The 12,494-nt window shown below is 71.1% G+C and carries 10 protein-coding genes; 3 read left to right on the forward strand and 7 right to left on the reverse strand.

All coding sequences use genetic code 11. From position 1 onward, the window contains the following. Window positions 1-2: 2 nt before the first annotated feature. The 6 genes from ACGFYP_RS05040 to ACGFYP_RS05065 all read right to left on the reverse strand — a co-directional run bounded on the left by ACGFYP_RS05040 (window position 3) and on the right by ACGFYP_RS05065 (window position 8,014). Window positions 3-908 (reverse strand): fumarylacetoacetate hydrolase family protein, encoded by a 906-nt coding sequence (locus ACGFYP_RS05040; protein WP_393486492.1) that lies wholly within the window; start codon window positions 906-908, stop codon window positions 3-5. 196 nt (window positions 909-1,104) lie between these two features. Then, on the reverse strand, window positions 1,105-2,217 hold the full coding sequence (locus ACGFYP_RS05045; RefSeq protein ID WP_393486494.1) for a cupin domain-containing protein: 1,113 nt from the start codon (window positions 2,215-2,217) through the stop codon (window positions 1,105-1,107). After that, complete coding sequence (locus tag ACGFYP_RS05050) at window positions 2,214-3,275, reverse strand: carbon-nitrogen hydrolase family protein (RefSeq protein WP_393486496.1); 1,062 nt, start codon at window positions 3,273-3,275, stop codon at window positions 2,214-2,216. Before ACGFYP_RS05050 ends, ACGFYP_RS05045 begins: the two co-directional genes overlap by 4 nt. A gap of 12 nt (window positions 3,276-3,287) precedes the next feature. Further along, window positions 3,288-5,684, reverse strand: a complete 2,397-nt coding sequence (locus tag ACGFYP_RS05055) for a bifunctional salicylyl-CoA 5-hydroxylase/oxidoreductase (protein WP_393486498.1) — start codon at window positions 5,682-5,684, stop codon at window positions 3,288-3,290. 105 nt (window positions 5,685-5,789) lie between these two features. Then, window positions 5,790-6,287 carry an acyl-CoA thioesterase gene (locus tag ACGFYP_RS05060; protein WP_393486500.1) on the reverse strand — a complete coding sequence of 166 codons (498 nt, stop codon included), beginning with the start codon at window positions 6,285-6,287 and terminating at the stop codon, window positions 5,790-5,792. A gap of 2 nt (window positions 6,288-6,289) precedes the next feature. After that, window positions 6,290-8,014, reverse strand: coding sequence for an AMP-binding protein (locus ACGFYP_RS05065; protein ID WP_393486502.1), 1,725 nt, complete (start codon window positions 8,012-8,014; stop codon window positions 6,290-6,292). A 281-nt stretch (window positions 8,015-8,295) separates the two neighbouring features. Here ACGFYP_RS05065 and ACGFYP_RS05070 point away from each other — a divergent pair, with 281 nt between their 5' ends. Continuing rightward, entirely contained in the window at window positions 8,296-9,234 is a 939-nt protein-coding gene (locus ACGFYP_RS05070) for an alpha/beta hydrolase fold domain-containing protein (RefSeq protein ID WP_393486504.1), read from the forward strand. A 28-nt stretch (window positions 9,235-9,262) separates the two neighbouring features. Here ACGFYP_RS05070 and ACGFYP_RS05075 read toward each other — a convergent pair whose 3' ends face one another. Next, window positions 9,263-10,270 (reverse strand): LacI family DNA-binding transcriptional regulator, encoded by a 1,008-nt coding sequence (locus tag ACGFYP_RS05075; RefSeq protein ID WP_393486505.1) that lies wholly within the window; start codon window positions 10,268-10,270, stop codon window positions 9,263-9,265. A gap of 164 nt (window positions 10,271-10,434) precedes the next feature. Here ACGFYP_RS05075 and ACGFYP_RS05080 point away from each other — a divergent pair, with 164 nt between their 5' ends. Together ACGFYP_RS05080 and ACGFYP_RS05085 are read left to right on the forward strand one after the other, a co-directional pair. Next, a complete protein-coding gene (locus ACGFYP_RS05080) occupies window positions 10,435-11,805 on the forward strand; it encodes a cytochrome P450 (protein WP_393486508.1) in 1,371 nt (456 codons plus the stop codon). A gap of 417 nt (window positions 11,806-12,222) precedes the next feature. Continuing rightward, entirely contained in the window at window positions 12,223-12,459 is a 237-nt protein-coding gene (locus tag ACGFYP_RS05085) for an MFS transporter (protein WP_393486509.1), read from the forward strand. Window positions 12,460-12,494: the final 35 nt, after the last annotated feature.

The raw sequence follows: 12,494 nt of genomic DNA on the forward strand, positions 1-12,494 counted from the left end.
CCTCAGCGGGCGTCGACGACGGGGTTGATGAGGGTGCCGATGCCCTCGACGGTGGCCTCGACGGTGTCGCCGGGGTGCAGGAACTCGGGCGGGACCATGCCGGCTCCCACACCCGCGGGCGATCCGGTGGCGATGACGTCTCCGGGTTCGAGGGTGACGCCGGAGCTGATGTCGGCGATGAGGCGGGCGATGGGGAAGAGCATGTGACGGGTGTTCGACTTCTGCTTGGTGACGCCGTTGACCCGCAGCGACAGGTCGAGGTCCATCGGGTCGAGCAGCTCGTCGGCCGTGACGACGGCGGGGCCGAAGGGGGCATAGGAGTCCTGGCCCTTGGAGAAGAACCACTGGCCCGAACGGCGCTGGTCGCGGGCGCTGATGTCGTTGACGATGCTGTAGCCGAAGACGTGGTCGTAGGCCTCCTCCTCGCTCACGCGGAACGCGGTGCGTCCGATGACGACGGCGAGTTCGCACTCCCAGTCCAGCTGTGCGGTCAGGTCCGCGTTGTGCAGGATCGGCGCGCCGGGTCCGGTGACGGCCGTGGCGGGCTTGCTGAAGAGCACGGGGCGCGAGGGCCGCTCCTTGTCGGTGTCCAGGCTGCGGCTGGACTCCTCGACGTGCTCGACGTAGTTCAGTCCGACGCCGATGATCTTTCCGGGGCGCAGCGGGGCCTGCAGCTTCACCTCGTCGATCCGGTGCACGGCATCGCCCGGCCATGTCCCGGGGCCACCGGCCACGAGGCGAAGCGCGGTGTCCTGGGCGGCCGCGCCGGCCTGGATGAACGACAGCAGGTCCAGGGGCAGTCGCGCGTCCGCGAGGTCGGCCAGGGTGGCGAGGTCGACGACGAGGTCGTCGACCTGTGCCCCGAGGCGGTGGGGTGAGTCGGCGAGGGTGTAGGTGACGAGCCGCATGGGTGCTCCTTGTACGTGATGGGCAAGAGGGGGTCGACGCATGTGAGGGGCTAGGTCGCGTCCGGAAAGTCTGGCCTGGCTCGCGACGCCCTTCGGGCGGACGACCGTACTTTCCGGACACTCCCTAGGGAGGATCGGTGCTCCGCCGTGCCGGGGCCGGTGTCAGGGCCGGCGGCGTCCGGCACGGCGGAGCGGCTCAGGCGGTGGGCTGGTGCCCGCCGTTGCCGGTGTACGCCTCTTCGCGGTGGAAGCCGAGCGAGCGCATGACGGGGAAGTCGTTGAAGGAGAACAGGCAGGCGTCCTCGGACAGGTCGAGATTGTGGTGCTCGTGCCAGGCCCAGGAGGGAACGCAGAACATGTCGCCCCGCTGCCACTCGAAGCGCTGTCCCGCGATCACGGAGACACCGCGCCCCTTGGCCGCGGTGTAGACGACCGACCCGGTGTGACGGTGGGCCAGGGTGGCCTGGCCGGGGCGCAGGAGTTGCATGTGGGCGCCCATGGTGGGCATCACCGAGCCGCCGGTGACCGGGTTGGTGTACTCGGCGATGACACCGTCGTACGGGGATCCCTCACCGGTCTTCGCGAGGTTGAGCAGCGCCTCGTAGGTGGGCTCCCAGGGGAAGGCCAGCAGCGGCGAGTACGGCCTGGTCCACTTCTCCACGCCGGACGGCAGGAGGTTCGCGCCGTAGGTCAGCACCGAGGAGTTGATGACCTTCCCGGGGGTCTGGTACAGCTCGGGGTGGACCTCGTAGAAGCCGGCGTCCAGGGCGTTGACCAGCGGGATGTCGAGGCCGTCCTGCCAGATGACGGGCGCGTCGTCGGCTTCGTTCCCGTGTTCGTGCCAGGTGCCGTTCGGGGTGATCGCGAAGTCGCCGGGCCCGACCCTCAGCTTCTGTCCGTCGACGATGGTCCAGGCGCCCGTGCCCTCGTGGACGAAGCGCAGTGCCGCGGCCTGGTGGCGGTGCGCGGTCATCGCCTCGCCGGGGCCCATGATCTGCAGGCCGGTGTAGAGGAGTCCGACGGCGGCGCTGACGTCCTTGCGGCCGGGGTTGACGAGCATGACGACCCGGCGGCCGGCGTCGTCGGCCTTGACCAGGTCGAGTGCCTTGCGGACCAGGGGCCGCAGTTCGCTGTAGCGCCACAGCACGGGTATGGACCTGGGCTGCGGGTACCAGGGCTCGATGTCGTTGGCCACGGTCCACAGTGCGCCGGCTTCGAGCTGGGCGAGTTCGCCGTAGAACGCGGCGAGTTCAGGGGAATCGGATACCCGTGCTCGGCCCAGCCGGCTGTCGTCGTACTCGGTGGTCATGCGTCCTCCTCCGTGAGGGCGGTGTTGCCGGGGGTGCCGGCACTGCCTGCGTTGGCGCTGAGGTCGGTGGAACGGGGTGCCGCGGTCCGCGCCGGGTCCGTCGCGAAGGTCACCGGGGTGCGGGGGCGGTTGTCGACGTGGAGCTGGAACACGTCGAAGCGGTTGTAGTGGCCGACGATGTCGTGCATCTGCTTGGGCTGGATGCACCTGGCCAGGTCGATCTCGGCGTAGACGATGCCCTCGTCGTCGACGAGCGGTTCGGTGACCGGGCGGCCGTCGGGGCCGAAGATCCCGGACAGGGCGCTGCGCGGGCGGGTGAACTGCTTGCGCAGCTCCTCGTCGTCGCCCGCGAGGGCGTCGACGATCTCCGGGGAGATGGTCGAACAGGCCACGACGGAGAAGACCTTGCCCTCGAAGCTGTGGGCGGCGGTGCGGACGGCGATGGCTTCGGCCATGTCGTAGTCGGCGGGTGCCACCGGCAGGGCGATGTAGCAGGAGGCGTGGACCAGTTCGCCCTGCGCGAGGAGCGTGAAGCGGGCGAGGGTGTTGGTGTTCTCGCCACAGGCGAGGGCGCCGAGCGGGCCGACGGGCGTACGGTGAACCTTGAGCGAACTGCCGTCCCCGCCGGTCCAGGTGAGCTTCTCGGCCCAGGTGGGCACCAACTTGCGGTGCACTCCGAGGAGTTCACCGTCGGGGCCGATGGTGAGCAGCGTGTTGTAGAGGACGCCGAGGCTGTGCGGGCCGCGTTCGTTGACGCCGATGACGAGGACGACGCCGTACTGACGTGCCGCGGCGCGCAGTCGGTCCACGTACGGTCCTGGGACGTCGACGGCCGAGCGGTAGAGGCGCTCGAACCAGGGCGAGCCCTGGACGGGGTTCATCGTCCAGTTCCAGTACGGGTATCCGGGGACGAACACCTCGGGGAAGACGACCAGTTCGGCGCCGCCCGCCGCAGCCTGCGCGATGAGCTCGATCGCCTTGTCGACGGTCGCCGCCGCGTCGAGGTACACGGGTGCGGCCTGCACGGCCGCGGCGGTGAAGCGTGGCAGATTGTCCATCGGTTCTCCAGGTCAGCGGGCGGCCGCGACAGCGGCGGCGGGGATGTGCGGAACCCAGCGCTGGTGCACGGGTACGGAGGCCTCGCGGAGCAGTTGGAGGCGGGGCGGAACGCGGTCGGTGCGCGCGCCCGGCGGGCGGCCGCTGCCCGCGCGCCAGGAGGCGGGCCATGGCGCCGCCGGGCCGGTGTAGCCCTGCGCGGCCGCGGCGTGCAGGGTCCACAGGGGGTCGTGGAGCTGCGCGCGGCCGACGGCACACAGGTCGGCCCGGCCGGCCAGGATGATCGAGTTCACGTCGTCGTACGTGGAGATCGCACCGACGGCGATGGTGGGGATGCCGGTGGCGTTGCGGATCAGGTCGGCGTACGGGGTCTGGTAGCTGCGGCCGTACCGGGGCCGCTGATGGGAGACGACCTCCCCGGTGGAGACGTCGACCGCGTCGGCGCCCGCCTCGCCCAGAGCGCGGGCGATCTCCACGGCGTCGGCCTCGCTGGTGCCGCCGTCGGCCCAGTCCGCGGCCGAGATGCGGACCACGAGCGCCTTGCCCATGGGCCAGACGGCACGCACCGCGCGCAGCACCTCGAGCGGGAAGCGCAGCCGGCCGGTGAGGCTCCCGCCGTACTCGTCCGTCCGCCGGTTGGCGAGCGGCGAGAGGAAGCCGGACATCAAGTGGCCGTGGCCGTACTGGAGTTCGAGCGCGTCGAATCCGGCGCGATGGGCGCGTTCGGTCGCGGCGACGAAGTCGCGTGCGACGGCGTCCATGTCCTGGCGGGTCGCCTCGCGCGGGAGGCCGGCGTTCTCGTCCCAGGGCAGCGGGGAGGCGGCGACCAGCGGCCATCCGCCTGCTCCGAGCGGGACGGCCGTGCCGTCCGGGCGGGGCACGGCGGTCGCGGCGCGGCGGCCGGCGTGGGTGAGTTGGATGCCCAGGCAGGTGTCCGACTGGCCGTGCACGAAGTCGGTGATCCGCCGCCAGGCCGCCTCCTGCTCGTCCGTGTACAGGCCGGGGCAGCCCGGTGTGGCCCGCCCGTCGGCGCCGACCGCGGTCATGCCGGCGAAGACCAGGCCGGATCCGCCCAGGGCCTGGGTGCTGAGGTGGACGAGCTCGAAGTCGCCCGGGACCCCCTCCCGCGCGGTGTACAGCGCGGTGGGCGGTACGACGACACGGTTGCGCAGGCGCAGCCCGCCGAGTCGGAACGGGCGGAACATCGGCGGGACGGTGGCGGCGGCGCCGGGCCGGGTGTCGCCCGGCGCGTTCCCTTCGGAGTGCCAGGAGTCGACCGCGGTGGTGAACGCCTCGTCGCGTACGCGCAGGTTGTCGTAGGTGACGCGGCGGCTGCGGGTGAGGAGGTTGAAGGCGAACTGCGGGGGTTCCTGGGCCGTGTAGCGGCCGACGTTCTCGAACCATTCGAGGCTGGCCTGGGCGGCGCGCTGGGTGGATTCGACGACCGGTCGGCGTTCGGCCTCGTAGGCGGCGAGCGCCGAGGCCATATCGGCGTGTTCGTACAGGCAGGCGGCGAGCGCCAGGGAGTCCTCCATGGCGAGCTTGGTGCCGGAGCCGATGGAGAAGTGGGCGGTGTGGGCCGCGTCGCCGAGCAGGACCACGTTGCCGTGGCGCCAGGAGGCGTTGCGTACGGTCGTGAAACGTATCCACTTCGAGGCGTTGGGGATCAGGCGGTGGCCGTCGAGGTGGTCGGCCAGGATCTCCTCGCACCGCCGCACGCTCGCCTCGTCGCTCTCGCCACGTGCGAACTCCCGGTCGGCGAAGGCCTCGAAGCCCGCCCGCCGCCAGTCGTCCTCCGCGATCTCCACGATGAAGGTGCTGCGCTTGTCGTCGTACGGGTAGGCGTGGGCCTGGACGCTGCCGAAGTCCCGCTTCTCGACGATGAAGGTGAACGCCTCGAAGACGCGGTCGGTGGACAGCCACATGTAGCGGCAGTGACGTTCGTCCAGGTCGGGCCGGAAACTGCTCGCGTACGTCTCGCGGGCCGTGGAGCGGATCCCGTCGGCGGCGACCACCAGGTCGTAGGCGGCGGAGAGTTCCTCGACGGGCGGGGCCTCGGTGCCGTAGTGCACCCGCACCCCGAGCTCCGCGCAGCGTCCCTGCAGGATCTCCCGCAGCCGGTTGCGGTCCAGGGCGGCGAAGCCGTGGCCCCCGGAGACGTGGACCTCACCGCCGTAGCGGACATCGATGTCGCTCCACCGGGCGAACTCGGCGGACATGGCCTCGAACACCACGGGATCGGCCTGCGCGATCCCGTCCAGCGTCTCGTCGGAGAAGACGACACCGAAGCCGAACGCGTCGTCGCGGGCGTTGCGCTCCCAGACCGTGATCTCCCACTCCGGTGAGAGCCGCTGGGCCAGGGCCGCGAAGTACAACCCGCCGGGCCCCCCTCCGATGACTGCTACACGCACGGTGTTCCTCCTGGTGGTTCCGAACAACAGACTATGCCGGGAATTTGTCGAGCGTCAAGAATCCAACACATCGCGTGGGATGCATCGCGCCGGATCACGCCCTGATCACGCGAAGAGCTCGGGGGCCTGCGGGCCCGCCTTGGTGAGGACCTCGCGCACCTCGTCGGGCCAGGCCGTGGAGCCGGTGGCGCGCGAGGCCGAGTGGGCGATGACCATGCGCCCGAGGGCGGCCGGCTCCTCCCCCTCGCCCCGGACGGCGAAGGCGTAGTGCAGAGAGCTGGTACCGACCTTCACGACCTTCAGTTCGGTACGGACGGTCTCGCCGAACCACAGCCGAGCCCGGTAGTCGGCCTCGAAGTGGACGCGGGGCGTGCTGCCGAAGAGATGGGCCAGGCCGAGGCGCCGCAGCAGGACAGCCTCCGCCGCCTCGACCCAACGCACCACGGTGGAGTGGTGGTAGTGGCCGGCCGCGTCCGTGTCGGGCCATTCGACGCGCCGTTCGACGACGACGCTGGGCAGGTTCTCCGCGAGGGCTTCGGGACAGCCGGCGGCGCAGCTGTCCGTCGCCGCGGAGATCGCCTGACGCTCATCGAAGGTGTCCATGGTCATGCCTTTCGTTCGACTGCCGGATCGGTGGTGCGGTGGGCCCGCTTGCGCAGCTCGGCGCGCTGGAGTTTTCCGTTGCTGGTACGCGGCAGGTCGGTGACGAACTCGACGGCGCGCGGGTACTTGTAGGGCGCGACGCTCCGCTTCACGTGGTCCTGGAGCTCCTTGACCGTCGCCTCGTCGGGCGCGACGCCGGGCCGCAGGATCACGTACGCCTTGACGAGCATTCCGCGCCGGGCGTCGGGAGCCCCGACGACGCCGCATTCCTCGACGTAGGGGTGGGTGGCGAGGGCCTTCTCCACCTCGGGGCCCGCGATGTTGTACCCGGACGAGACGATCATGTCGTCGCTGCGGGCCACGTACCAGAAGTAGCCGTCGGCATCGCGGACGTAGGTGTCGCCGGTGATGTTCCAGCCGTTCCTGACGTAGACGGTCTGCCGCGGGTCCTCCATGTACCGGCAGCCCGTGGGGCCGGTGACCGCGAGGAGGCCGGGCTGCCCGTCGGGGACGGGCGCACCCGAGTCGTCGACCACGCGGGCCCGGTATCCGGGGACGGGTCTGCCCGTCGAGCCGGGACGTATCTCGCCGTCGGCGGCCGAGATGAACACGTGGAGCATCTCCGTGGCGCCGATGCCGTCGATGATGCCCAGACCGGTGGCGGCGTGGAACTCCTCCCACACGGCCGCCGGCAGCGCCTCTCCCGCCGACACGCATCGGCGCAGGCCGGCCAGCCGGCCCACCGCGCCCGCCGCCATGATCGCCCGGTACGCGGTGGGCGCGGTGAAGAGCACCGTGACCCCGTGTTCCTCGACGAGGTCCGCCAACTGCTGCGGGCCGGCCTGCTCGATCAGCAGGGTGGCCGCGCCCACGCACAGCGGGAAGACGAGCAGTCCGCCGAGCCCGAACGTGAAGGCCAGCGGCGGCGTTCCGGTGAAGACGTCGTCCTCGCGGGGCCGGAGCACATGGCGGGAGAAGGTGTCGGCGTTGGCCAGCACGTCCCGGTGGAAGTGCAGGGTCGCCTTCGGCCGTCCGGTCGTCCCCGAGGTGAAGGCGATCAAGGCGACGTCGTCCGCCGCGGTGGCGACACCGGCGAACAGCCCGTCCTTCGCGGCGCAGCGCGCGACCAGGTCGTCCTCGCCTGGACCGCCGTAGGCCAGCACGGCCGGTCCTGACGTGCTGGTCGTGCCGGACGTGCCGGTCGTGCTGGACGCGGTCGCGGCGTTCGCGCCGGACGTGCCTGACGCGCCTGACGCGCTCGCCGCGGTGAGTTCGTCGAGGTAGCGGTGGTCGCACACGGCGACGGTCGGCCGGCCGATCTCGTACAGCTCCGCGAGCTCACCGGCACGCAGCAGCGGCATGGTGGTGACGGCGACGCCACCCGCCTTCAGAACCCCCAGCCATGTGGCCACCAGCCAGGGGTTGTTCGGGCCGCGCAGCAGAACGCGGTTGCCGGGGACGAGTCCGAAGTCCTCGGTGAGCACCTGGGCGACCTGATTGGCGCGCCGCAGCACGTCGCCGTAGGTCCACCGCTCCGTGGGAGTCAGCAGACAGGGGCGGTCGGGCCCCCAGCGCCGGACGGCGTCGTCGAGGAGTCGATCGGCGCAGTTGAGCCGATCCGGATAGGTCAACTCCGGCAGGTCGAAGTGGAGTTCGGGCCAGAGGGAGAAGGGCGGAAGTCGATCACGACAGAACGTGTCGACATGGGCAGACGGGGAGAGCTCCATGAGGCGGCACCTCAATCTCGGGGCAGCGGGGAGAATGGAGCAAGTATCTCGCCAAACTGTCGACCGTCAATGATGCGCAATACTTGACTTTGTCAACAGCGCGTTGCGCGCCTGGTCAGCGACCCGGGGACCTCGCGACACCGAAGACTCCCGGTCCAGCTGTTACACGTGTAACATGCTAGGCACCCCCGAGCGGCGCATCAAGCATTTCGGACAAACGTTACGAAGTGCGAGGCGTCGACTTCTGGATCCTGGATCTCTGTCGATTGGAGAAGGCTTCGATGCCCGCATCGCTTCCGGCCGAGCTCGACCTGGGATGGCCTCCCCTGCCCTACCAGGCCCCCGTTCCCCCCGTGGTGACCGAGGACGGCGTGAGCCACTTCGACGGCGTCACCTACGCCACCACCCCCGGATACCGCCCCCGGCTGCTCGACGCCCACGTGCCCGCGCGCGACGAACCGGTCCCCGTGGTCATCTGGATACACGGCGGCGGCTGGCTGGAGGGCGACCGGCGCTATCCCCCGCCGACGATCCCCGTCGACCTGCTGCACGGTTCGATCCTGCGGGCCGGGATCGCCCTGGTCACCATCGACTACCGACACAGCCTCGAAGCGCCCTTCCCCGCGCAGCTGCACGACGTGAAGGCCGCCATCCGTTACGTCCGGCGGTTCGCCGACACCTTCGGCATCGACCCGGAGCGGATCGGGGTCTGGGGCGAGTCCGCGGGCGGCCACCTGGCCGCGCTCGCCGGGCTCACCCGCCCCGAGGGTCCGGCCGGCGAAGCGCTGGAGGGCACTGTCGGAGTGCGCGAGGGGAACACGGCGGTGAGCGCCGTGGTGGACTGGTACGGCGTCTCCGAGCTCACCTCCCTGCTCTCGCACCCCCTGCCGCCGGCTCCGCCGGGAACGGAGTTCCCCAACCCGTTCACCGCGCTCCTGGGCGGCACTCCCGAGCAGCAGCACGAACTGGCCAGGGCCGCCAGCCCCCTCACGTACATGGAGGGCTCAACTCCCCCGCCGTTCCTGCTGGTTCACGGAACCGCGGACGGGCTCGTGCCCTACAGCCAGAGCGAGGCGCTCGCGGAAGCCCTGACGGACGCGGGCGGCGAGGTCACCCTGGAGCCCGTGGAGGATGCCGACCACATCTTCCTCGGCGCCCCCGACGTCACTCCGATCGTCACCGGGAGCGTCGCCTTCCTGGCGCGCCACCTCGGCGCCTGACCGCGCGCCCGGCACGGCCGGGTCCGCCTCACGAGCTCAGTCGGTGCACCAACTCGGCCTCCACGCGCGGCACCTCCGGTGCCGTGGCCTCCTCGACCAGCGCATGGAGGGTGTCGGCGATGGTCGCCACCGGCGGCAGGTGCAGGCGGACCGTGGTGAGCGGCGGCTGCTGCAGAGCCGACGGTACGAGGTCGTCACAGCCGACGACGGCGACCTCGTGCGGCACGGCGATGCCCTCGCTGCGGAGGGCGTGCATGAGGAGGGCGGCGTATTCGTCGTTGAAGGCGAAGACGCCGTCCAGGCCGAGGTCCCTCCACCGCGCGGCCAGGGCCGCCGCGGACTCGCGCGTGTAGGCGAGTTCCACCGGCTCGACGGTCGCCGTGTGCCGGGCCGCGACGCGCTCGGCACCGGCCAGCCTCGGTCGGCCGAAGGCGTCCAGGCCGCGCTCCTGCGGCATGACGACTCCGATCCTGCTCCGTCCTCGGGCGATGAGGTGCTCCACGGCGACTTCACCGACACGCCCGTGGTCGAACACGACGGTGTGCATTCCGTCCACCGGTTGGGCGGCGACAGCGAGCAGCCCGCGCACACCGGCGCGGCGCAGGATGTCGCCGGCCTCGCCGGTGATCCGGTCACCGTTCATCACCAGCACCGCCGCGGGGCGCAGTTCCGCCCATGCGCGCGCGGCGGACTCCGCGTCGGGGAAGCGGCCGGTGTGGAGCACCGTCGTGTACCCGTGGCGGTCGAGTTCGCCCTGCAGATCGTCCACCCAGCCACTGACGAGGCTGCCGATCGCGGAGACGGACGCCGGCAGCAGTACCAGGTCGCTCCGCCCTGCACGCAGGGAGCGGGCGGCGGCGTGCGGCACGTATCCGAGGTTCTCGGCCGCGGCCAGGACGCGGGCCCGGGTGCCGTCACTGACCCGGTGACCCTGGGTGTTGTTGAGCACGAAGGACACGGTGGCGCGGGACACCCCCGCCAGGCGGGCCACGTCGGTGCTCGTGACGGAGGCAGCACCGGGCGTTTCTCTCGCCATGACGTCCTTCTTCGCTCGCTTTTCCGGCCGACCGACCGCTTCACCTCCAAGGTTACACGCGTTACCACCGCGCACTGCCGCAGGAGGAGACCTCTCACCCTGCATGTTTCACCGCCCTCGATCGACGCTCACACGATGTTCCAGAGCTGCACGGGAGGAGCCTGATGGATCAGAGCAGACAGTCCCCGCACGCATGCCCGTTTCCGTTTCCCGGGGGTGCGGTCCCACTCCACGACGGCCTGCTCGACCAGGATCCGCGCCGTTTCTACGAGGGCCTGCGCGGGCGCTGGGGAGCGATCGCCCCCGTCGAGCTCGGCCCTGGTGTCGGGGCCTGGCTCGTGATGGGCTACCGGGAGGTGCTCGAACTCGTATGGAACGAACAGGCCTTCTCCAGCGACGCACGGCGCTGGAACGCGCTCGTCGAAGGGTCCGTACCCGAGGACTCCGCCCTGCTGTCGGTTCTGGGCTGGCGTCCGGCCCTGCATCGCCTCGACGACCAGGCACACCGCCGACAGCGCCAGGCCGTGACCGCCACCTTGAACGGCGTCGACCTGCGACGGCTGCGCAGCGCCGTCAGGCGGCGGGCGGAGGCACTGGTGGACGGATGGTCCACGGACGGCTCGGCCGATCTCGTCGGCGGGTACGCCCGCCCCTTGGCGGGGCACGCCTTGCGCGTACTGGTCGGGCTTCCCGCCTCCGAGGAGCGGAGGCTTGCCGCGCTGCTCGGTTCGATCTCCGGGGGCGCCCAGGACGCGGCCCGCGCCGAGGCCGAATTGACGGGGATGCTGCATCGCCTGGTCGCCGCGAGGCGTGACGCGCCGGGCCCGGACCTCGCGTCATGGCTGCTGGCCCATTCCGTCGACCTGACCGAGGCCGAGGTGGCCCACAATCTGGCGGCGGTCCTCCTCTCGGGAGGGGAGAGCACCGTCGGCTGGATCAGTGGCGCGACGCGTCTGCTCGTGGGCGATGCGCGTCTGCGGGCGGCGGTGGCCGACGGTCCACTGACGGTCAAGGACGTCGCCGATCGCGCGCTGTGGGGCGGCTCGCCTGTCCCCAATATCGCCGGGCGCTGGGCCCGGGCCGATCTCACCTTCGGGGGATGCGGCGTTCGCGCCGGGGACCTGCTCATTCCGTGCCTGGCGGCCGCGAACACCGAACTCCTCGCGCACGGCTCGCACGACCAGGGAAGCCGGGCCCACCTGGCCTGGGGAACCGGTTCCCACGGCTGCCCCGCCAAGGACGCGGCCCGGTCGATCGTGGAGGCAGCCGTGGACGTCCTGCTGCGCCGGCTGCACCACGTCCGCCCCGGGGTCGGCGACACCGCCCCGCACCGGCAGCCTTCCCTGTGGAGCTCCACCCCGGAGGCACTGCCGGTGGCCTTCGCCCCGATCCTGCCCGGTCCGAACGCCGTGACCGCCGCGTCCGCGTCCCCCACGGTGATGGACGTACCGGAGAAGCGGCAGGACGAGCCGGAAGCCGACAGCGGCCCGGCGCAGCCCCGGTGGAGCTGGTGGAACTCCCTGAACAGCTGGTGACACGACCCGCCGCGACCGCCGGTTCCGGAGAGTGTCGCGCGCAGGCATCCGTCGCCAAGAACGCCACATGGCTCGGGACACCGCCGCCGAGCTGGGCGGCCACCGTGCGACGAGCCGCATTTCCAGCCCTGGCCGAAGACGTGAATCGCGTGCTACACAGATCCCACCCACTTGCTAACACGTGTAACTGAATCGGATGCCCTGGCAAGCCCGAGGGGGCCCGTTCCGCCGCGCGCCACGCGACCCCGCGGCTCCCCCTCCCTCTTTTGCTCCCCTTCCGAGGAGTCGTCATGACCGCCGATGAACTGTCCCCGCCGCGCACCCGAGAGGGGCTCGAAGCCCCAAGCAGCGCGGACTCATGCTGCTGCTGTTGCTGGCCAACTCGTCGATGCTGGCCGTCTACATGGGTGTCGGCCGGTGCTGCTGCCCACGCAGATCGCAGCCATCGCCCCGGAGAACAAGGTCGCCGTCCTGGGACTGATCGGCGGCATCAGCGCGGTCTTCGCGACCGTGTTCAACCCGATCGCCGGCGCCCTGTCCGACAGGTCAGGCCGTCGCAATCCGTGGATCCTGGGCGGCGCCCTGGCCTCCCTGGCCGGTCTTGCCTTTCTCGGCAACGTGCGGACCGCGCTCCTCGTCAGGAACACCCTCTAAACACACACTAGCCAGAGGGCGCGCTCCAGCACAGG

Origin of the sequence: Streptomyces sp. NPDC048370 (genome assembly GCF_043200825.1) — a bacterium.
Lineage (GTDB): Bacteria > Actinomycetota > Actinomycetes > Streptomycetales > Streptomycetaceae > Streptomyces.

What these genes read in the sequence shown, in the direction of transcription:
- ACGFYP_RS05040 (WP_393486492.1), bottom strand. Translation starts at nt 908, where the DNA reads ATGCGGCTCGTCACCTACACCCTCGCCGACTCACCCCACCGCCTCGGG.
- ACGFYP_RS05045 (WP_393486494.1), bottom strand. Translation starts at nt 2,217, where the DNA reads ATGACCACCGAGTACGACGACAGCCGGCTGGGCCGAGCACGGGTATCC.
- ACGFYP_RS05080 (WP_393486508.1), top strand. Translation starts at nt 10,435, where the DNA reads ATGGATCAGAGCAGACAGTCCCCGCACGCATGCCCGTTTCCGTTTCCC.
- ACGFYP_RS05065 (WP_393486502.1), bottom strand. Translation starts at nt 8,014, where the DNA reads ATGGAGCTCTCCCCGTCTGCCCATGTCGACACGTTCTGTCGTGATCGA.
- ACGFYP_RS05070 (WP_393486504.1), top strand. Translation starts at nt 8,296, where the DNA reads ATGCCCGCATCGCTTCCGGCCGAGCTCGACCTGGGATGGCCTCCCCTG.
- ACGFYP_RS05075 (WP_393486505.1), bottom strand. Translation starts at nt 10,270, where the DNA reads ATGGCGAGAGAAACGCCCGGTGCTGCCTCCGTCACGAGCACCGACGTG.
- ACGFYP_RS05060 (WP_393486500.1), bottom strand. Translation starts at nt 6,287, where the DNA reads ATGGACACCTTCGATGAGCGTCAGGCGATCTCCGCGGCGACGGACAGC.
- ACGFYP_RS05050 (WP_393486496.1), bottom strand. Translation starts at nt 3,275, where the DNA reads ATGGACAATCTGCCACGCTTCACCGCCGCGGCCGTGCAGGCCGCACCC.